This is a genomic window from Myxococcus sp. CA040A, assembly GCF_013336725.1.
Classification (GTDB): Bacteria; Myxococcota; Myxococcia; order Myxococcales; family Myxococcaceae; genus Myxococcus; species Myxococcus llanfairpwllgwyngyllgogerychwyrndrobwllllantysiliogogogochensis.
In genome coordinates this window covers 36,398-56,632 of sequence record NZ_JABUMR010000017.1, presented here as the reverse complement: position 1 = coordinate 56,632, position 20,235 = coordinate 36,398, and the positions used below count along the sequence as shown (strand labels likewise).

Below are 20,235 nucleotides of genomic sequence, written 5' to 3'. Positions count from 1 at the left end.
CATCCCCCGACAGGGGGACCGCGCTCCACCCCACCCGGGGGTGGGGAGCCCTGGCGTCGACCGCTAGCGTGACTCCATCGCAGTCATCCCCTCGGAGTCACGCCCATGAGCATCATCACGACGAAGGACGGAGCGCGCATCTATTACAAGGACTGGGGCAAGGGTCAGCCCATCGTCTTCAGCCATGGCTGGCCGCTGAGCTCCGACAGCTGGGACGAGCAGCTCTACTTCCTCGGCTCCAATGGCTTTCGCTGCATCGCGCATGACCGCCGGGGCCATGGCCGCTCCACGCAGACGTGGGATGGCAACGACATGGACACCTACGCCGACGACCTCGCGGCGCTGCTCGACACCCTGGACGTGAAGAACGCCATCCTCATCGGCTTCTCCACCGGAGGCGGCGAGGTGGCCCGCTACATCGGCCGGCATGGGACGAAGCGCGTGGCCAAGGCGGTGCTCGTGGGCGCGGTGCCTCCGCTCATGCTGAAGTCGGCCGCCAACCCCGGCGGACTGCCCATCGAGGCCTTCGATGGCATCCGCGCTGGCGTGCTCGCCGACCGCTCCCAGTTCTTCAAGGACCTCACCACGCCCTTCTACGGCGCCAACCGCCCGGGCTCGAAAGTTTCCCAGGGCGCGCGGGACGCGTTCTGGCTCGCGGGCATGCAGTGTGGCCTCAAGCCCGCCTACGACTGCATCAAGGCGTTCTCCGAGACGGACCTCACCGAGGACCTCAAGAAGTTCGACGTCCCCACGCTCATCATCCACGGTGACGACGATCAGATTGTCCCCATCGGCGCGTCGGCGCACCTGTCATCCAAGCTCATCAAGAACTCCACGCTGAAGGTCTACGCAGGCGCGCCGCACGGCCTCTCCGTGACGCACCGGGAGCAGTTCCACTCGGACCTGCTCGCCTTCGCGAAGTCCTGACGTCTTCGCCGCGACTCAGGGCGTGCCCTCCCCGGTCACGCCCACGCGGATGACCTGGGTGGTGGAAGCACTCACGCCCCTGCCATCCGTCGCGGTGAGCGTGACGGTGTAGCGGCCCACCTGGGTGTAGCGGTGCTCCAGGTAGGCCGCGTCGGACGTCGTGCCGTCGCCCAGGTCCCACCGGAAGCGCTGAAGCCAGCCCCCCGGGTCCGTCGTCGTGCTCGTCGTCGCATCGAGGAACACATCCAGCGGCGCGGAGGTACCGGAGAAGGGACCTCCGGTGATGCGTGGCACCGGACGCGGGCCTCCGCCGCTCGACGGCGCGAGCAGCTTGCGAATCGTCGACGCGCCCTGGTCCACGACGAGCACGTCTCCGTTCGGCAGTCCCGCGACGCCCGTGGGCAGACTGAAGGTCGCCTGCTCGGCGGCGCCGTCCCTCGCGCCGTGCGCCCCCGTCCCCGCATAGGTGCGCACCTGTCCACCGACGAGCGCGCGGATGCGCTCGTTGCCGGTGTCCGTCAGCAGCAATCGCCCGTCGACATACGCCGCGCCCAGCATGGGCAGGAACAGCGCCGCGCCTCCCGCTCCATCCGCGAAGCCCCCCGTGACGGCGCCGGCCACGGTGGAGGTGGTGAAGCTGGCATCCATCGCCACCCGCCGGATGAGCCGGTTGCCCGTGTCCACCACCCACAGCGCGCCGCCGCCAAAGGCCACCGCCGTCGGCCGATGGAAGCGAGCCTGCGCGGCGGGGCCGTTGGTGCTGCCCGAACCCCGGGCGCCAATCACCGTGGTGACCTTCCCTTCCGGCGAGATGCGCGCGAGCCGATGGTTGAAGGTGTCCGTCACGTACAGGTCCGCGCCCGCGAACGTCGCGCTGCCAGGCGTCTGGAAGCGCGCGGCGGTGCCCACCCCGTCGCTCTTGCCCTGTCGTGCGTCCTTCGAGCCCGCGAAGGTGCTCACCGTCCAGCGTCCATCCCGAGCGATGCGGACGATGCGGTGATTGCCCGTGTCCGCCACGTAGAGGGTGCCATCCGGGGCGATGGCGATGGACTCCGGCGAGCGCAGCGCCGTCGTCGCGCCCGGCCCCTCTCCCACGCCCGGCGTCCCCGTGCCTGCGATGGTGGTGACGGTGCGAGCCTCGTCATTGGCGATGCGTCGCACCGCGTGGTTGCCCGTGTCCGCCACGAACACCGTGCCCGTTCCATCCACGGCCACACCCACGGGCCTGCGGAAGCGCGCCTGTGACGCCGGGCCATTCACGAAGCCTTCCTGGAACGCGCTCCCGGCGAACGTGGAGACCCCGGCGGACTGGCCCGTGCGGTCCACGGGCCGGGGGTTCTGCGCACCGAAGGTGTCCCCGTCGAGCGTGGGCACCAGACCCGCCTTGCGCATCACGTTGTCGGTGATGCGCTGCACCCGGAGGTCGGCGAAGTGGGGATGGGACAAACCTTGAGACCAGGAGATGCCGCCACTGGAGAAGACGAACGCGCCGGAAGGCGCGGTGTAGAGGCCGGAGGTGTGCCAGTTGGGCTCGCCCTTGTTGCTGATGGCCGGGGACTGCGCCAGCGGGATGAGGCCCGGGGGAGAAGCACCGTTCGTCCACGCGCGGTCGATTTCGTAGCCGACGACGGCGGGGATGGAGTCACCCTGCGCGAGCCCCGTACCGGCGAAGGGCCAGGCTCCGGGCGTGCGCACGACGTAGGGCTGGGGAATGATTCCCCACGCATCGGACATCACCCCCACGAGCCCGTTCTCCGGCTCACCGAGCAGCGCGTTGCGCCAGCGGACGGTGACGAGCGGCGTGCCCGCGAGCGGGTCCTCCGTCCGAGCCTCGTCCTTGTAACAAACCTGCTTGCGTCGCGACGCGCCCGCGGTCGAGGACTCCAGGCGGATGAGCCAGCAGCTCGTGTCACTGCCAAGGAACGCCAGGTTCACACCTGACGCGAGCGCCGCGTCCACCGCCGTCCGGGCCGGGCGGGACCAGTACTCGTCATGCCCCACCGAGAGGAACAGCCGCTGCCCCAGCAGCAGGGAGGGGTCCCTGTCCACGTCGACATTGGTGACATAGGACAGCTCGTAGCCCTTCGACTCGGCCCACAACACGAAGTTGTGCGTGGCGTAGAAGTACTCACCCGCGCCATTGCCATCTACATAGGGCCGGTCGAACGAGACGACCTTGGCGTGGCCTCCCGACAGTCCCAGGGAGTCGGCGTAGAGGCTCTCGCCGCCCCAGGCGTTGTAGGCCTGGAAGGTGGTGAACGGAATCTGCAGGACGCCCGTGTTCTTCCGCTCGTCCGCGCGGACGACGAAGATGACGTAGGACTGGGGCCCGTCGTCGCGCCGCAGCTTGAGCAGGTAGACGCCGCTGGGCCAGCTCGCCTGCGTGGGGACGGTGAAGCTGGTGGGCCAGCGGCACTCGACCAGTCCCGTCGTCCGGTCCGCCACGGGCGTGGGCTGGGGGCCAATGGTGAGGGGGCCGCCCGACGCCATCTTCCGGGAGCCGGTGCCCCCATAATAGCCCATGCGGAAGAGCTCCCAGCTCACGGGGCGCGCGCCGTCCGTGCGGACGTGGATGTCAATGGACTCGCCCCGCTGCACGCTGGTCGCTCCGGCGTATCCCTCCAACTGGGCGCCCGTGGCGGTCTGACTCAGCCTCCACTCCGTCGTGCCGGGACGACGTGCCTCGGGGCCTTCCGGAGTGACCGACATCATGCCCACCATCATCAAGACGATTGCCAACCCCATGCGCGCACCCCTCCCGCGCCCGTTGTCATCGCCGACCGAATCCCTCTCAATCCGTCCTGCCCTCGAGTGGGCGGCCGCCAACAATGGCGCCTCACTCTGTGCCGGGGCTGACGGGACGAATGTCTGACATGGCCGACCGGGCACGGGCCTCGCGTCGCGCGCGCTTGCCCTGGCGTCAATGACACCCACGTTTCCCGACCCAATGCGGGCTCAGGGGTTTCCACGAGGTCGGGTGGGTCAACGCGACACTTCGTTGATTGGTCGACCCGTGGGCATGCGGGGCTGGTCGGCGCTGACGTGGTGCCTGGCTTAGACTGGGCCAGCCATGTCCAAGACGGTCCTCACTCGAAACAATGTGCAGGTCGTCGGCAGGGGCGACGACGTGCTCGTGCTTGCCCACGGCTTCGGCAACAATCAGAAAGCGTGGCACAACCAGGTGCGTGCCTTCGAGGACACGCACCGCATCGTCCTGTTCGACCATGTGGGCGCCCAGGGCTCGGATTTGGAGGCCTACAGTCCGCATCGCTACGCGAGCCTGGAGAGCTACTCGCTGGACTTGATTGAGGTGCTGGAGGCCGTCCAGGCGCGCGATGTCTTCTACGTGGGCCATTCCATGAGCGGGATGATTGGCCTGCTGGCGGGGCTGGTCCGTCCGGAGCTCTTCCGCTCCATGCTCTTCATCAGCGCGTCGCCGCGCTACATGAACGCCCCCAACTACCTGGGCGGCTTCGAGCGGCCGGACATCGACGCGCTGTACGAGACCATCGAGAAACACTTCGACGCGTGGGCCAGCGGCTTCGCGCAGGCCGCCGTGGGCCCCTCCGCGACACCCGAGATGGTCCGGGCCTTCTCCGAGTCCCTCGTCGCGCTGCGACCTGACATCGCCATCGGCGTGATTCGCATCATCTTCGAGTCCGACTTCCGCGAGCAGGTCGCCCGACTCACCATTCCGGCCTGGGTCGTCCAGCCGCTCAACGACTTCGCCGTCCCGAACAGCGTGGGCGAGTACCTGGCGAAGAGCCTGCCCCAGGGGCAACTTCACCACGTCCCCAATCAGGGACACCTGCCACATCTGACCGCGCCCCACGAGGTCAACACGCTCATCGCCAAGGCACTCGCCGCCTCGTGAGTCTGTCGCGGAAGGATGCCTCCGACCCGGGTGAGCCCCCGGGACCACCGAGCGTGGACCCCTCGGTGACGGAGCTGATGGTGGCCTCGGTGAAGGCCCTGTCCCTCCGGGATGGCGGTCAGCTCGCGAGGGTGCTGGAGGTGATTCGCCAGGCCTGTCGCGCGGACGTGGCCGTCAGCCTGCGCCGCATCGACGCTGTCACCGTCTTCGAGCTGGCGGGCACCCCCGCCACGCGCCCCCGGCTGGCCCACCTGGGAGAGCTGCTCTTCCGAGGGGTGCTGGGCGAAGCGGAGTGGCGCTTCTTCGAGCCGAGCCCCACGGACCTGGCGCTTCCGGCGCCTCTGCGCGGGGCCATGGCCGTGCTGCCGTGGCAGTCCGTCGATGACCGCAAGGGGGGCCTCGTCCTGCTTCGCCAGGACACCTCGCCCTTCACGCCCACCGAGCAGGAAGCCCTCCGGGCCTTGTCCGGGCTCCTGCTCACCGCCGCGCGCGAGTGCGATTTGGAAGGCGCGACGGAGACGTTGCGCGCGCGCGTGGACTCCATCACCGACGCGGTGCCCTGCGGGCTCGTCTTCCTGGAGCAGAACCGCGTGGAGACGTGGGTGAACAAGCCGGGTGCCACGCTGCTCGGCCTTCCGGAGGGACAGGTGGCCGCCCACCTCATGTCCCGCGCCATGGCCACCCTGCGTGAGCGCGCGACGAACCGCGCGCGAATCGAGGAGCGGATGGCGCGCATGTTCGACGGCAGCGAGCCGGAGCTGCGCAACATGCTCTGGCACTTCGAGTCACCGCACCAGACGCTGTCCGTCTCCTGCGTCCCCGCGCGCCGAGGCTCCGCGCGCGGCCGGCTGTGGGCCTTCCTCGACGTCACCGAGGCCCAGGACGCCCTCTCCGCGATGGGCGAGAAGAACGTGGCCCTGGACGCGGCGCGCGCGGAGGCCGACGCGGCCAATGCCGCCAAGTCCAGCTTCCTGGCCAACATGAGCCACGAGATTCGCACGCCCATGAATGGCGTGCTCGGCATGGCCCAGCTCCTGCGCGACACGTCGCTCACCGAGGAGCAGCAGGAGTGCGTCGACGTCATCCACACCAGCGGCGACGCGCTGCTGCGCCTCATCAACGACCTGCTCGACTTCTCCAAGATTGAAGCTGGAGCCTTCGAGCTCGACAGCCAGTCCTTCTCGCTGCGCCAGGGCCTCAAGGAGTGCATGGGACTGCTGAGCCCCCAGGCGTCCACCCGGGGGCTCTACCTGCGCCACTCGGTGGACGAGGACGTGCACGACGCATTGCTTGGCGACAAGACGCGACTGCGGCAGGTCATCGTCAACCTGGTGGGCAACGCGCTCAAGTTCACCCACGAGGGCGGCGTCTCCATCCACGTCTCGAAGGGAGAGGCGCCCCCCGACGCCGAAGCGAAGAGCTGGCCTTTGCGCATCACCATCCAGGACACGGGCATCGGCATTCCCACCGAGCGAATGAATCGGCTCTTCCGCTCGTTCAGCCAGGTGGATGCGTCGACGAGCCGCCACTACGGCGGCACGGGCCTGGGGCTCGCCATCAGCCTGCGGCTGGCGGAGATGATGGGCGGCACCATCCGCGTCCAGAGCACCGTGGGCGTGGGCTCCACCTTCACGCTCGAAGTCGTGCTCAAGGAAGGACAGGTGGTCCCCACGCGGCCCACCGTCGAGCTGGACGGCACCCTGGGCAAGCGCCTGCCGCTGCGCATCCTGTTGGTGGAGGACAACCCCATCAACCAGAAGGTCGGCCTGCGCCTGTTCAAGAAGCTGGGCTACGAGGCCGACGTCGCGGGCAATGGCGAGGAGTCGCTCGGCGCGCTGGAGCGCGAGCCGTATGACGTCGTCTTCATGGACGTCCACATGCCCCAGATGGATGGCCTGGAGGCCACCCGGCGCATCCGGGCGGACGCGCGGCGCTATGGAAACCCTCGCATCATCGCGATGACGGCGAGTGTCATCCAGGGAGACCAGGAGCTGTGTCTCCAGGCGGGGATGAACGACTTCGTGACCAAGCCCGTGGAGGCGTCGGTGTTGGTGGCGGCGCTGGAGAACGCGGCGGAGGCGCCTCGCTTCGCACCGACTCCCGCGCCCCCCGCCGTCGCGTTCGACCCGGCCGCCTTCCAACGACTGGAGCTGCTCACCGGCCCGGACCGGAGCGAGCTGGCCACGCTGGTGCGCGACTTCCTGCGCAACGCCGACAAGCACCTGTCAGCGTTCCGTCTCGCCCTGGAGGAGAACGACGCGGCCGCGCTGACCCGGCACGCGCACAGCCTGCGCTCCAGCGCGGCCCTGTTCGGCGCGGCGCGCCTCTCGCGGACCTGCGAGGAGCTGGAGGCCCGCTCACAGCAGGAGCCGACGGAGCACCTGAGCGCGCAAGTGGACTCCGCCCTGCGCGACTTCGAGGAGGCCCGCCAGGCCTTGATGGAGGCCGTGCCCGAGGCCTGTCCCGTGGGGACACCGCCTTCGGACTCCAGCGCCTGAGTCACGCGAACGGCGCGGCGACCCCGAGAGGCAGCAGGTCATCGAGCCGCGCATCGGGCGTCTCCACGACGCGGCCCAGCAGGTGGCGGAAGCGCTCCGCGAGCTGTTCGACCTCCACGGGCTGGAACACGTCAGCGGCGTACTCGAAGGCGCCCCGCAGGCCTCCCTCGTCCTCGCGCAACAGCAACGTCAGCTCATGGCGGGCCGTGCCGGGTACGGACGCATCCGGCGTGTCCGACAACAGCGTGCAGCACAGGCCGGGAATGGTCAGCTCGAAGGTGGCCAGACTCTCGAACACGCATGCGGCCCGCACCCTCGGCGGCGCGCCCCCGGCGTCGCGGACGTGCCGCACCACCTCGTCGAACGGCAGCTCCTGATGACTCAGGTCGTCGGTGGTGCGGACGCGGTGGCGCGCCAGCAGCTCCCGGAACGAGGGGTTGCCCGTCAGGTCACACCGGAGCGCCACGGTGTTGGCGAGATACCCCACCACGTCGCGAAGCTCGCGCCGCCCCCGGTTGGCCACCATGGTGCCCAGCAGCACATCCTCCTGGCCCGCATGCGAGCGCAGCAGCGCGGCGAAGGCGGCCGAGAGGGCGGTGAACAACGTCGCGCCCTCCCTGCTCGCCAGCGCCTTCCAGGCCGACGTCAGGGCCACGGGCACCTCGAAACAGACCAGTCCTCCCAGCCGCGGGTCCTCGGCATCGGCGCTCCTCGACGCGAACGTCAACGCGGGCACCCCGTCCAGCCGCGCGCGCCAATACTCACGCTGCCGCTGCGCTGCCTCTCCGGAGAGCCACGCATGCTGCCAGCGCGCCACGTCCGCCACCTGACGCGACGGTGGGGCCAGCGGCGACGGGACCCCCGCATGGAAGACGCGATAGAGGGACGCCAGTTCCCGACCGAACACGCCGAGCGAGGACCCATCCGTGATGAGCTGATGCTGCGTCACCAACAACACATGGGTCTGGTCCGCCAGCACCACCAGCGCCGTGCGAATCAGGGGTCCGGCCTGGAGGTCGAAGGGCGTGCGCCCCTGCGCCTCATGGAGTGTCCGGAAGGACGCGGAGCCCAGGGCCCCTCCCAGGTCCCCGTCCAGTTCCGCGCGCAGGTCCACGACAGGCATCTCCAGCCGCGACGGTGAGGCCACCACCTGCGTCAGCCGCCCGTCCTGCTCGCGAAACGTCGTCCGGAACGACTCATGCCGTCGCACGATTTCCTGGAGGCTGAGCCTGAGGGAGTCGACATCCAGCGGACCGTCGAATCGCAGCCCCAGGTGGACATGGAAGCGAGCACTTCCCGGCTGGAGCTTGTTGAGTCGCCAGAGCTGCTGCTGGCCCAGGGACGCGGGAGTCGCACCGCCGGGCGCCCACGTCGACTCGGCGGACTCGCTCGGAGGTGCCTGGGCGAACAGGTCTCCCGGCGAAGCCAGGGCACGCGCCAGGGCTTCGATGGAGCGCTGCTCCCAGAGGAAGGACAGGGTGAGCGGCAAACCCAACCATTGCTCCAGGTCATGCGCCAGGGAGATGGCCCCCATGGAGTCGAGCCCCTGCTCCACCAGGGGACGCCGCGTGTCGATGGAGGCCGCGGGCATCTGCCAGTAGAGGGCGAGCCACTCCACCACCCAGCCCTCGATGGTCACATTGTGAGCAGGCAGCCGGGATTCGTTCTTCACGCAAGCACTTCCACTCCGGTTGAGGTGGGTGCGTGACCGGGCGACGTCAAGGACTGCTTCCAATAGTCTGACATTCAGGCGTGCACGAGCAGACGCGGCCCGCCACCGGGCGTCACCTGCCAATCCCTCCCGTTCCGATACACGCGCGCCCAGGTGCTCCACGGTCCAGGGTCGCTGTCCAATGCCTTGCGGAAGGCCCCACGCGGCTCACCGTGCCTGGCGAAGCGCGCGTCGAAGTCGGAGTCCACCAGCGCGTCCACCGCCCGGGCCACATGGGGAAAACGCGGCGTGGCGAGCGCCCGCATCCGCTCGGCCACTGGAGGCCCCTCGCCCTGCTGAGCACCGAAGGCCTGCTCCTCGATGGTGAACCCGAGCACGTCGTCGAGCAACGCGAAGGTGGCCTGGCCCACCTCCTGCCTCGCCCTCACCCCCGCGCATGGCAACGCCTTCATCGTCCCCATGGGGGACGGCATCATCACGGACGCCCGGCGCGAGCACACGCCCCTCAAGGAGCCGCTCCCCCTGGACGAGCTGCGGGCGAGCCTCACGCGCGTGGCGGGCTCCGACTTCGGGATGCGAGAACCCCGGTGGCTGTCGCGCTTCGGCAACGAGACGCGGCTGGCGGAGGCGTACCGGCAAGGACGCGTGCTGCTCGCCGGTGACGCCGCTCGCCGAGCACCTCGGAGGACTCGATGTCGCCTACCCGGACGCGCCCGTGCCTTCGCCCCACCGGGCGCTGCCCTCACTGCCGGGTTGGACGGGCGGGGGCCGCTCTGCACGCGAAGGGTGGCCCCCACCCGCCCACCCGGTGGGAGCCCGCGCCAGGCTGGACACCGAGGCTGGAGGTGCTGGAACTCGACATTTCCGACGACGCCACCCCGCTCCACGGCCTGGGAAGGCTGCTGCTTCGTCCAGAGGGACACGCCGCATGGGCCTGGGCGGCCGGGCGGTGAAGTCGTTGTGGGACGTTTCACTCTGGCGTGAGACTTCACGCATACCGAGACGCGTCATACGACTCTGCTAGGCTCGCGAGCCTTCAGAGGTTCCCCCTGCAGACACGCATCACGACAGGTGCCTTCCGAGCACTGGGTACGGCCGCCCTGCTCTTCCTGCTTCCCTGGGTCGTCTATGGCAGCGCCATCTCCCTGGACTATGGCCTGCGCGACGACTACGCGATTCTGAGGGAGGCCCGCGAGGAGCCTGGGAAGATTCTGCGGGTGTGCGGCGCCATGGGCCGTCCGCTGTACGGCTGGCTCCTGGAGCGCTCCACGCGTGAAGTCGACGACGTGGATGGGCTGGGCGGCCTGCGGGCCCTGGGCGTGCTGGGGCTGGCCCTGCTGTCACTCGCGCTCTACCTCCTGTTCCGGGCCGAGGGGTGGCGGAGGTCTCCCGCCGCGCTGCTCGCCGCCTTCCTCATCGTGATTCCCTCCGCGCAGGTGGTCGCCAGTTGGAGCATCTGCTGGCCCCAGGCGGTGGCGCTGCTCTTGAGCGTGGGGGCGTTCGCCCTGGCACGAAGAGGCGTGGGCACCTCGACGGGCGGGGCGCGGAGCGTGTCCTGGTGCGTGGGCGGGGTAGCGGCCCTGGCCGCGTCGACGCTCATCTATCAGGCGAGCGGTCCGTTCTACGCGGTGCTGCTCGCGGCGGCGCTGGTGACGCGGCGGTTCGACGATGTGCGAGCGTCCGCGCGCTGGCTCGCGAGCCACGTGCTCGTCGTGGGCGGGGGACTGGGGCTGGCGTATGTCGTCACCCGGATGACGTTCGCGCTGGGGGTGTTCACCCCGTCGCCGCGCATGGTGCTGGAGCGGCACTTCGTGGCCAAGGCGGTCTGGTTCGTCACCCAGGTGCTGCCCAACGCCCTGGCGCTGAATGCGCTCAACGACACGGACGCCGCGCCCTCGTGGGGGTACTGGCCCATGGTGGGCGTGACGCTGACGGTGCTCGCGCTGGGGCTCGTCGTCGAGGGGCGCCGCACGGGACGCGTTGGCGTGGGGACGTGGGTGGTGTCGCTCGTGGGCCTGTCGGGCGTCGCGTACTGCGCGAGCCTGCTCGCCAGCGAGCGGTGGCCCACGTACCGCACCCTCTATGCCCTCACGGGGGTGTGGAGCGTGTTCTTCTTCGCCGCCATGGTGAAGCTGGGGGACCGGTTTCCCACGCGGGGACCTCGCGTGGCCGTGGCGTTGCTGGGCGGGTTCGTCGCGGTGAGCGCCCTGCTCGCACATCAGCAGTCCGTGGAGCTGTTCGCGGTGCCGCAGGAGCGGGAGCTGGCGCTGATGCGGCAGGGGGCCTCCGCCATCGTCCCCGCGCGCAAGCCGCGCGTCTTCGTCCTCACCGCGCGGCAGGGAGACTCCGCCGCGTCCCAGCGCTATCTGGACGAGTTCGGCTCCGTGTCCGTCGACACCGAGTGGGTGGCCAAGGAGCTGCTCGCCACCGCCGTCCGGGAGCGCTTCCCCCAGGAGAAGGACACGCGGAGCCTCTACCGCTTCGCCGCGGGTCCCGTCCTGCCCGAGTCCCGCGCGTACGACATCCTCGTCGACATGCGCCAGCTGAGGGCTTCGCCGCCCAGGCTCATCCAGCTCGCCCGCTGAGGCGTGTCCACAGCGAACCGGAAATGACACGTCCCCGTTGACGCGGGGGCGCAGGGGCGGCATGCAACGGGACCGTGCCCTCCTACGAAAAGATTTTCGAGAACAACCGCCGCTGGTCCGCCGACAAGACGAAGGACGACCCGCAGTACTTCGAGCGTCTGTCCGCGGAACACAACCCGGAGTACCTCTACATCGGCTGCTCCGACAGCCGGGTGCCCGCCAACGAAATCATGGGCGTGGAGCCCGGGGACGTCTTCGTCCACCGCAACGTCGCGAACCTGGTCAACAACGTCGACCTGAACGTGATGTCGGTCATCAACTACGCGGTCCGCCACCTGTCGGTGAAGCGCATCATCGTCTGCGGCCACTACGGCTGTCAGGGCGTGAAGGCGGCCATGCAGCCCAAGGATTTGGGCATCCTCAACCCGTGGCTGCGCAACGTGCGCGACGTCTACCGGCTCCACAAGGCGGAGCTGAACACGTTCACGGACCCCGAGGCCCGCTATGCCCGGCTCGTGGAGCTGAACGTCACCGAGCAGTGCATCAGCATCGTCAAGACGGCCGCCGTGCAGCGCAGCTACGTGGAGAAGGGCTTCCCCACCGTGCACGGCTGGGTGTTCGACATGCGCACCGGCCTGTTGAGGGACCTGGAGCTGGACTTCCCCAAGCTGCTGCGCGACGTGCAGGAGGTCTACAACCTCACCGACAAGGACTCGATTTTCTAGCGGGCGGCCTCAGTCGTGCCGCAGCGCGATGATGGGGTCCACGCGCGTGGCGCGGCGCGCCGGCACGTAGCTGGCCACCAGCGCCACCACGCCCAGCAGCACCGACACCGAGGCATACGTCAGCGGCTCCGTCGGAGCGACGCCGTACACCAGGCCCGTCATCATCCGGCTCGCGGCGAAGGCCAGCCCGAGCCCGATGCCGAGCCCCACCAGCGTCAGCCGCAGGTATTGCCCCAGCACCAGTCGCAGCAGCTCGCCCCCCCGCGCGCCCAGCGCCATGCGGATGCCGAACTCCCGCGTGCGGTGGCTCACCGCGTGGGCGATGACACCCGACAGGCCCACCGCCGCCAGCAGCAGGGCCAGCACCGCGAAGCCCGCCGTCACCAGCATGTAGAAGCGAGGCTGGGACAGCGCCTCGCCCACCAGCGCCTCCAGCGGGCGCACGTTGCCCAGGGGCAGTTGGGCGTCCAGCGCCCGCACCTCCTCGCGCACCCGCCCCACCAGCGAGAGCGGGTCCGCCTTCGTCCTCACCACCACCGTCATCCGGCCCAGGGTCCCCTGGCTGAAGGGCACGTACACCTGAGGGAACGACGCCTTCTCCAGCCCATCGTGGCGCACGTCACCCACCACCCCCACCACCTCGCCGCCAAAGCGGCCCTGGCCGACGTTGACGCCCACCTCCACGGTGCGCCCCAGCGGGTCCTGCCCGGGCCAGTAGCGTCGCGCGGCCTCCTCGCTGATGAGCACCGCGCGGCGGCCCTCGCCCGCGTCGTCTCCGGACTCAAGCCAGCGGCCCCTCAGAAGGCGCAGGCGCAGCGTCTGCGTGTAGCCCGGGGTGACGATGCTCACCTGCGCCCCCCAGCTCTCTCCCGGCCGGGCCTCGGGCAGGGCCATGTCCCTCAGGGTGGAGGCGATGGTGCGACCCGCCAGCGGCAGGCCCTGGATGGCCCCCACGGACTCGACGCCGGGCAGCGCCCGCAGCCGCTCCAGGAGGCCGTCATAGAAGCCGCGCGTCGCCGGCGTGCCCCAGCCATAGGCACCCCGCGGCAGGTCCAGCTCGAAGGACAACACGCCCTGGGGCTCGAAGCCCGGGTCCACGTCCTGCAAGCGCTGGAAGCCCTGGAGCAGCATCCCTCCGCAGACGAGCAGCACCACCGCCAGCGCCGTCTCGCCGACGATGAGCGCGTGACGCATGCGCCCGCCTCCGCGCGTGCCGCCCTTGGCGCCCACCTCCTGGAGGCTCGAGCCCGGATGCTCTCGCGACGCCTGGAGCGCCGGCAGCAGCCCGAACAGCAGCGCGGTGAAGAGCCCCAGGCCGCAGGTGAAGGCGAGCACGCGGCCGTCGATGGCCACCTGCTCCAGCCCCGGAATGCCCTGGGGCGACAGCCCGACGAGCACGTCCAGCAGCCACCCCGCGAGGAGCACGCCCAGCCCCGAGCCCAGCGCCGCCAGCACCACGCTCTCCACCAGGAGCTGCCGGACGATGTGGCCCCGGCTGGCGCCCAGCGCCATGCGCACGGACAGCTCTCCCCGGCGACTCACCGAGCGCGCGAGCAGCAGGTTGGAGAGGTTGGCGCAGGCGATGAGGAGCACCAGCCCCACCGCCCCCAGCAGCATCAGCAGCGCGGGCCGTGCCCGACCCACCAACGCGTCCCGCAGCGGCTCCAGCGAGGCGCGGTAGCCGGTGTTCGAGTCCGGGTACTCGCGCTCCAACTGTCGCGCCACCTCGGACAGGTCTGCCTGAGCCGCCTCCAGCGTGACGTCGGGGTTCAGTCGCGCGTAGACGCGCAGCGAGTGATTGCCCCGCGCACCGGGGTCGGTGAACTCCTCGTTCCACACGAAGGGCACCCAGAGCTGCGACTTGAGAGGGAAGTCGAAGCCCTGACGCGCCACGCCCACCACCGTGTGCGGCTCGCCCCCGAGCATCAGGGTGGAGCCGAGCACCTCCGGCGCGGCGTTGAAGCGCCGCAGCCACAGCTCATGGCCCAGCACCACCACCCGCTCGCGCCCCGGCTGCGCGTCCTCCGGGCGGAAGGCGCGGCCGAGCTGCGCGGGCACGCCCAGGACCTCGAAGAAGTCAGCGGTGCTGTAGGCGCCGCGCAGCCGCTCGGGCGCGTCTCCGTCGCCGGCGAGGGTCAGCTCGGAGCCGCGCAGCGCCGTCATCCCGGAGAAGGAGCGCGTGCGCGTCCGGAAGTCCGTGAAGTCGGGCGGAGAGGTGGGCCTGTCCCCGGGGCTCCCATCGCTGCTGTACAGGCGCACCAACCGCTCGGGCTCTCCCATGGGCAGCGGGCGGAGGAGGACCGCGTCCACCACGCTGAAGATGGCGCTGTTGGCGCCCACCCCGAGAGCCAGCGTCAGCACCGCCACCAGCGTGAAGCCCGGACTGCCGCGCAGCCTGCGCAGTGAGAGACGGAACTCCTGGGCCAGACTCGTCATGCGTCACTCCGGGGACGGGAAGCCGAGCCCGCCCCACACCCGAGGCGAAACTCGCGCCTGCGTTGAGCAAGCCAGGTGCCAGGACCCTCCCACTGGGGAGACGGCGCGCATGGGCCTCGCGGCCTTCCCACAACCGGGGAGCCCCTGCCCGGAAGTGGGATTGCGAAGGCCGGAGACATTCTCGGGACGCTCCAGTGCCTTCCTTGTTATCAGGTATTTTTAAGTTTTCCTGCTTTACACACCCTCTGGAAGACCACACCCCCATGAACACCACACCCCTGCGGCGAGCAGTCTGGATTGCCTTGTTCATTCCCCTCCTTGGAGCCTGCGGCCCCGCCTCGCGGCCCGAGGAGACCCCACCCCCTTCCGCGACAGCGACAGTGGAGGAGCACCTCCAGGTCAGCACGCTCGTCGCACCGGGCAGCGTGTGGAGATATCGCGACACGGGCGTGGACCCGGGCGCGGGCTGGACGGCGGTGGGCTACACGGACACGGCGTGGAAGCAGGGCTCCGCGCAGCTCGGCTATGGCGACGGTGATGAGGCGACGGTCGTCTCCTACGGACCCAGCACGTCGTCGCGCTACGTGACGACCTGGCTGCGCAAGACGTTCACCGTCGCGGCCCCTTCCCGGGTGAGCAACGTGGTGCTGCGGCTGCTGCGCGATGACGGCGCCATCGTCTACCTGAACGGGCAGGAGGTCCTTCGCAGCAACCTGCCCTCGGGCACGGTGACGGCGTCGACGCTGGCGAGCACCGTCATCGCGGACAGCGCCGAGCTGACCTGGCACAGCGCCTCCGTGTCCGCCGCGCTCCTCACCTCGGGCACCAACGTGCTCGCGGTGGAGGTGCACCAGTCCACGCTCAACTCGTCGGACCTGAGCTTTGACCTGGAGCTGACGGCGGACGTCGCCGCCGCGCCCGCCACGCCGTGCTGGCCGTTGGACCTGCCGGCCCTGAGTACGCTGCGCGCGTCACCGAAGAAGGTCTTCGCGCACTACTTCTCGCCCTACCCGCTCTCCCTCGACAACCGGGAGCCTTCGGTCGACTACTACGCGCGCCACTATCTGGTGCCCACCGGGGAGAACTCCAAGTTCGCGTACTGCGGCGGTCTTCTCAAGCAGCGGCCCCTGCCCCAGGCGCCTCGCGCGGCTGGCGTGGACTACGAGCTGGCGAACTTCGAGCTGGAGGTGCGCCGTGCCTCTGCGCTGGGCCTGGACGGCTTCACCTACGACATCCTCAACCACACCGGTACGCACTGGAACCGCCTGCTGAAGCTGTTGCAGGCCGCGAGCAACGTCGACAGCGGGTTCCGCATCGTCCTCATGCCGGACCTGACCTCCACCTACTCGGGCACCGACGCGGAGGCGCTGACGGCGTTCGTGAACTCCATCGCATCGGTGGCCTCGCACCCGGCGGTGTATCACCTGGACGATGGGCGCCTGCTGCTCGCGCCGTACTACGCCGACAAGCGCACGCCTCAGTGGTGGGCCTCCGTCGTCCAGGCCCTCCAGGCACGCGGAATCCCCTCGGCGCTGTGGCCCGTGTACGTCAACCCGTGGGTGGCGCAGACGAACGCACTCAAGGCGGTGGTGCCGTTGCATGGCACGTCCACCTGGGGCAGCCGGACGCTCTCCGGCGCCTCGGGGCAGTTGGCCAACCCCGGCACGGCGCACGGCATGGGGCTCCAGTGGATGGCACCGGTGGCCTTGCAGGACTCCCGCCCCAAGGACCTCGTCTACACGGAGGCGAACAACTCGCAGGCGCTCCGGGCCCTGTGGAGCGCGGCCATCCAGGGCGGCGCGGACTGGGTGCAGCTCATCACGTGGAATGATTATTCGGAGGCGACGGAGTTCTCCCCGTCCTCCGGCACGCAGTGGGCCGCCTTCGACCTGACGGCTTATTACACGGCGTGGTTCAAGACAGGCGTGCAGCCGCCCATCGTCCGGGATGGGTTGTATTATTTCCACCGGCGGCACTCGACGAGCGCGGCGCCGGACCTGACGAAGCAGAGCGCCGTCTACCGGCTGGTGAATGGCGCGCCCGCGGCGAACGAAATCGAGCTGCTCGCGTTCCTGACGGCGCCGGCGACGCTGGAAATCGAGCTGGCGGGCAGCGTTCAGCGCACGAACGTGGCGGCGGGAATCCAGTCGTTCAGAGTCCCGCTCCAGCAGGGGACGCCGAGCTTCCGGTTGGTGCGCAATGGCGCCACGGTGGCCTCCGTGACGAGCGCCTTCCCCATCAACAACACCATCGTCTACCAGGACATGCTGTACCGCGCGGGAGGAAGCCTCTCCTGTGACCGCTCGCCCTTCCTCCCCTGAAGTCACTTGCGGGTGACGTGAGTCACGGCATCACCTGGGTCGGCCGTGGATGTTCGACGGCCGGCCCGGCCTGTTGCGATTGCACGGCATGCATGGCTTTGAGCCGCCCGACACTCATGGAAGTGGCCAGCCTCCCCCTGTTCGCTGGCACGAAAGGACGTAGCCCTGCGACTCCACGCCTGCGCTGCACTTCTGATCTTCCTCTCGGCGTGCGCTACGCCGGCACCGCCCCCAAGAGGGCGCACCTCCCGAAGCCCACGGCTCGCCAACCTCCAGCGAGCGGCCGGGCTGCCGTGGATGGACGGAGGACGGTGCGCCGTCCGTGAGGCTTCCCAACCCTGGCCCGTACTGGCGGAGCGCTGCTATCCGGCCATCAACCATGACCGGATCCGTTTCAACGACCCAACGGGCAGGTGCGCCGTTGCCTCCGCGGGCACGGTCGTCCTAGGAGTCGGCCTCTGCGTTCTGGCTGCTCCCGAAATCATCGTAGGCGCGGTAATCGTCGTCGGCGCAGTGGTGGTGGGTCTCGCCATCAAGGAAGCACTGGATGCGTATGAGCTGAGAGGAAGCAGTCCCGAGGAGGCCGAGCCTGCCTCCCGAACGAAGGCCGCTCCGCGGGACCTCTCCGCGAATCGGAATCCCCAGCCAGAGCCATCAGGGCAGGACTGGTTCCCCCCGGTGCCGACCGAGCCCCTGGAGCGCGAGCGCCTCCACAGGTGCAAGGCCATCCCGGTCAAGCATCGAGGTGGAGACGACGCACATGACCGATGCGCCGACAGGATTCCACCCAACCGCTACCCTGGGATGGACGTGCTCGTTGACACCAAGCACTTCGACGCCCTGCAGGTCGGCGTGCGCGTATTGTGGGAGATCAAGACCGACCGATTCGACACCTACAGTGACTTCCTCAAGGAGCAGGTGGTCGAGGATCAAGTGGAGGAGCTGCGGGAAGAGCACGCCGTCGCGGTGTCCTGTGGGTATGGTTTCGTCGTGGGAGTGAGCACCAAAGAGCACAAGGAAGCGCTGGAGTTCCAAGCTCGCGAGCTCAAGATCGTCGTCACGGAGTGCAAGCGATGAATCAGCACAGGACCCTCGCCCTCATCGTCTACGCGCCCCCGCTGGCGGACAAAGACGGGCGCTCGCTCGCCATCGTCCAGGGGATGGAACGGGCGCTTCCCGGTTTACGTCTGGAGTGGAGGGTCTCCAAGGAAGGGCAGCCTCTCCCATTGCCTCAGCGCGACGCCTGGCTCACGGAAGCGACGACGAAGGGGAAATTCCCGCTGGTATGCAATGGCGACGAACGCTTCCCCGTGACGATCTCTGGATTACAGCTCCTCGCGAGCCTGGCGCCGGGTGGACAACCGCTGCTGGACGTCCATGCCAAATTGCCACTCGACGAGACCGTGATTGGGGTCTCGGCGAATGTGCTTGAAGGCGTGGCGGAGGGTGCGCAGGCGTTCTGGGGGCATGCGACGCCCTTCCGTGCGGGGGTAGAGATCTCACGGCAGACGATCGACCCCGTGCATAAGCCAGGGGTTCCTCCTCGGGGCCTGCCAGCGCTCAAGTTCGCCGTGAAAGTCGGCTCCCCTGTGATTCCGCACCACCTGGGGTGGATCAACTACTGGTCGCCCGCCGCCGCTCACTCCATCGGTTTTCCGGACCCCGCTCGCGACGCCGAGCTGCTCTCGCGAGCGCGGCACACGGCGAAGGGAGGATGGCTCGTGCAGCTCACGGAGGCGCCGCTCGATCTCGACAACCCCGCCCACCTGGATGCGCTCCTCCGTGCCTATGAGCGCTTCCCGGCGATAGGCGGGCGCGCGGTGCCGTGAGCATTCACGGCGTCACGCCTCGCACACTTGCGATGATGGAGCCGCGCTACTTCCCCGTGGCGCGGAGCTTCGCCAGTCGCGACTTGTCCAGCTTCGCGACGACGCCGACGCTTCGCCCCGCGAGGTTGGCGACGACGTACTGCACGCTGGTGCCCAACACCTGCGCGCTCTCCGACAACGACAGCCCGTAGTCCTGCTCCAGCCACTGCGTCATGCCGCTGGTCGCCGAGCGCAGCGCATCATCCAGCGAGCCCGCCTGCCCGAGCACCATGAGATGCGTGGGAGACTCCACCCGGGGCATCGACGGCGCCTTGCCGTGCACGACATCCACCGTCAACTCCACCTCCATCGACGTCTCCAACGCGTACTGTGACGTCTCACCATCGCCCTGCGCGGCATGGGCATCACCCAGATAGAGCAGCGCCCCCGGCTGGAAGACAGGCAGGTAGACGGTGTTGCCCTCCACCACCTCGTTGAAGTCCATGTTCCCACCGAAGCGCCCCGTGTCTCCGGTGGAGAAGGCAGGCAGACCGAAGCCCGGCGCCACCGCCAGTCCTCCCAACATGGGCCGCAGCGGCACCGTGTAGTCCTTCAGTCTCTCCGTCGGCGTCTCAGGGCTCGCGACGCCCTTCTCCCAGTCCAGCGTCCAGCGCACGGGCTTGCCCAACTCCGTCGCCTTCGCCGCCAGCGCGGGCGTCATCGCCCTTCCGACGATGCTGTCGAGACTGTCCGCGTGACGCCGATTCAAGCGCACGCGCTTCAGGTGGATGACCAGCGTGTCCCCAGGCCGCGCATCCCCGATGAAGAACGGCCCCGTCTGGGGATTTCCGAAGAGCGCCTTCGTGACGCCGTGCTCATCCACGCCACCAGAGTCGAGCGTGGTCGTCTTCAGCGTGTCACCCGCCCAGAGCGTCAGCACCGGCTCGCGCGTCGCGGAGAACTCGTTGGACCAGGTGGTGGGCTTGAACTCGTGGCGACGCGGAGGCCCCGAGGGACGCTCGGCGATGCGCCGGGCGGTGAAGGCATGCTTCACCCGCGCCTGGGCGTTGTTCGTGTCGGGCATGTCCGCGGTGCCCCGCATCGTGTCCCCGCTCACCTTGCCCGTGAAGATGTAGCGCGCCTTGTTTGAGTCCGTGACGGTGAAGCGGACCTCCTGGCCCGTCCGCTCACCCTCCAACGTGTCCCCGTCGAACTCGCCCCCCAGCCGCTTGCCCGTCCGCTCCAGCGACAGGGCCTGATAGAGCGGATTGCCCCACAGGTCCGTCGTGACGACCCACTGCTCCTTCACGGGGGCCTGCGCGAACACCAACCAGGGAACACAGCAGAGGAGCAACGTCACGGCGGGGCGGGTCATGTCGAAGGTCACCA

The 20,235-nt window shown here is 69.3% G+C and carries 14 protein-coding genes; 9 read left to right on the top strand and 5 right to left on the bottom strand.

What is annotated here, in order from left to right; genetic code table 11:
• Positions 1-105 precede the first annotated feature (105 nt).
• Positions 106-927 (top strand): alpha/beta fold hydrolase, encoded by an 822-nt coding sequence (locus HUA75_RS43245; protein WP_174489765.1) that lies wholly within the window; start codon positions 106-108, stop codon positions 925-927.
• A gap of 15 nt (positions 928-942) precedes the next feature.
• Here HUA75_RS43245 and HUA75_RS43240 read toward each other — a convergent pair whose 3' ends face one another.
• Positions 943-3,672 carry a N,N-dimethylformamidase beta subunit family domain-containing protein gene (locus HUA75_RS43240; protein ID WP_174489764.1) on the bottom strand — a complete coding sequence of 910 codons (2,730 nt, stop codon included), beginning with the start codon at positions 3,670-3,672 and terminating at the stop codon, positions 943-945.
• Between the two features lie 325 nt (positions 3,673-3,997).
• On the opposite strand from HUA75_RS43240, the gene HUA75_RS43235 reads away from it, so the two are divergent.
• Both HUA75_RS43235 and HUA75_RS43230 read left to right on the top strand, forming a co-directional pair.
• Positions 3,998-4,801: an alpha/beta fold hydrolase gene (locus HUA75_RS43235; RefSeq protein ID WP_141642533.1), complete on the top strand. Its 804-nt coding sequence runs from the start codon at positions 3,998-4,000 to the stop codon at positions 4,799-4,801.
• Positions 4,798-7,299, top strand: a complete 2,502-nt coding sequence (locus HUA75_RS43230) for an ATP-binding protein (protein WP_174489763.1) — start codon at positions 4,798-4,800, stop codon at positions 7,297-7,299. The genes HUA75_RS43235 and HUA75_RS43230 overlap by 4 nt, the downstream gene beginning before the upstream one ends.
• Position 7,300: 1 nt before the next feature.
• Here the strand turns inward: HUA75_RS43230 and HUA75_RS43225 are convergent, their stop codons facing one another.
• Both HUA75_RS43225 and HUA75_RS43220 read right to left on the bottom strand, forming a co-directional pair.
• Positions 7,301-8,971, bottom strand: coding sequence for a condensation domain-containing protein (locus tag HUA75_RS43225; RefSeq protein WP_174489762.1), 1,671 nt, complete (start codon positions 8,969-8,971; stop codon positions 7,301-7,303).
• Between the two features lie 74 nt (positions 8,972-9,045).
• Positions 9,046-9,447, bottom strand: a complete 402-nt coding sequence (locus HUA75_RS43220) for a hypothetical protein (RefSeq protein ID WP_181790571.1) — start codon at positions 9,445-9,447, stop codon at positions 9,046-9,048.
• Here HUA75_RS43220 and HUA75_RS43215 point away from each other — a divergent pair.
• The 3 genes from HUA75_RS43215 to HUA75_RS43205 all read left to right on the top strand — a co-directional run bounded on the left by HUA75_RS43215 (position 9,332) and on the right by HUA75_RS43205 (position 12,281).
• Positions 9,332-9,955, top strand: coding sequence for an FAD-dependent monooxygenase (locus HUA75_RS43215; protein WP_174489761.1), 624 nt, complete (start codon positions 9,332-9,334; stop codon positions 9,953-9,955). The genes HUA75_RS43220 and HUA75_RS43215 overlap by 116 nt on opposite strands.
• Positions 9,952-11,556, top strand: coding sequence for a hypothetical protein (locus tag HUA75_RS43210; protein WP_371746324.1), 1,605 nt, complete (start codon positions 9,952-9,954; stop codon positions 11,554-11,556). Before HUA75_RS43215 ends, HUA75_RS43210 begins: the two co-directional genes overlap by 4 nt.
• A gap of 74 nt (positions 11,557-11,630) precedes the next feature.
• Positions 11,631-12,281: a carbonic anhydrase gene (locus HUA75_RS43205; protein ID WP_141642538.1), complete on the top strand. Its 651-nt coding sequence runs from the start codon at positions 11,631-11,633 to the stop codon at positions 12,279-12,281.
• A 9-nt stretch (positions 12,282-12,290) separates the two neighbouring features.
• On the opposite strand, the gene HUA75_RS43200 is transcribed toward HUA75_RS43205, so the two are convergent.
• On the bottom strand, positions 12,291-14,717 hold the full coding sequence (locus tag HUA75_RS43200; protein ID WP_174489760.1) for an ABC transporter permease: 2,427 nt from the start codon (positions 14,715-14,717) through the stop codon (positions 12,291-12,293).
• A 263-nt stretch (positions 14,718-14,980) separates the two neighbouring features.
• On the opposite strand from HUA75_RS43200, the gene HUA75_RS43195 reads away from it, so the two are divergent.
• From HUA75_RS43195 to HUA75_RS43185, 3 genes are all read left to right on the top strand, one after another.
• On the top strand, positions 14,981-17,038 hold the full coding sequence (locus tag HUA75_RS43195) for a glycoside hydrolase family 71 protein (RefSeq protein ID WP_174489759.1): 2,058 nt from the start codon (positions 14,981-14,983) through the stop codon (positions 17,036-17,038).
• A 165-nt stretch (positions 17,039-17,203) separates the two neighbouring features.
• Entirely contained in the window at positions 17,204-18,115 is a 912-nt protein-coding gene (locus HUA75_RS43190) for a DUF6310 domain-containing protein (protein WP_174489805.1), read from the top strand.
• Positions 18,112-18,867: a DUF5953 family protein gene (locus tag HUA75_RS43185; RefSeq protein ID WP_174489804.1), complete on the top strand. Its 756-nt coding sequence runs from the start codon at positions 18,112-18,114 to the stop codon at positions 18,865-18,867. The genes HUA75_RS43190 and HUA75_RS43185 overlap by 4 nt, the downstream gene beginning before the upstream one ends.
• Positions 18,868-18,913: 46 nt before the next feature.
• Here HUA75_RS43185 and HUA75_RS43180 read toward each other — a convergent pair whose 3' ends face one another.
• Entirely contained in the window at positions 18,914-20,221 is a 1,308-nt protein-coding gene (locus HUA75_RS43180) for an acetamidase/formamidase family protein (RefSeq protein ID WP_141642540.1), read from the bottom strand.
• Positions 20,222-20,235: the final 14 nt, after the last annotated feature.

What these genes read in the sequence shown, in the direction of transcription:
- HUA75_RS43245 (WP_174489765.1), top strand. Translation starts at nt 106, where the DNA reads ATGAGCATCATCACGACGAAGGACGGAGCGCGCATCTATTACAAGGAC.
- HUA75_RS43240 (WP_174489764.1), bottom strand. Translation starts at nt 3,672, where the DNA reads ATGGGGTTGGCAATCGTCTTGATGATGGTGGGCATGATGTCGGTCACT.
- HUA75_RS43235 (WP_141642533.1), top strand. Translation starts at nt 3,998, where the DNA reads ATGTCCAAGACGGTCCTCACTCGAAACAATGTGCAGGTCGTCGGCAGG.
- HUA75_RS43215 (WP_174489761.1), top strand. Translation starts at nt 9,332, where the DNA reads ATGGTGAACCCGAGCACGTCGTCGAGCAACGCGAAGGTGGCCTGGCCC.
- HUA75_RS43220 (WP_181790571.1), bottom strand. Translation starts at nt 9,447, where the DNA reads ATGATGCCGTCCCCCATGGGGACGATGAAGGCGTTGCCATGCGCGGGG.
- HUA75_RS43200 (WP_174489760.1), bottom strand. Translation starts at nt 14,717, where the DNA reads ATGACGAGTCTGGCCCAGGAGTTCCGTCTCTCACTGCGCAGGCTGCGC.
- HUA75_RS43195 (WP_174489759.1), top strand. Translation starts at nt 14,981, where the DNA reads ATGAACACCACACCCCTGCGGCGAGCAGTCTGGATTGCCTTGTTCATT.
- HUA75_RS43185 (WP_174489804.1), top strand. Translation starts at nt 18,112, where the DNA reads ATGAATCAGCACAGGACCCTCGCCCTCATCGTCTACGCGCCCCCGCTG.
- HUA75_RS43180 (WP_141642540.1), bottom strand. Translation starts at nt 20,221, where the DNA reads ATGACCCGCCCCGCCGTGACGTTGCTCCTCTGCTGTGTTCCCTGGTTG.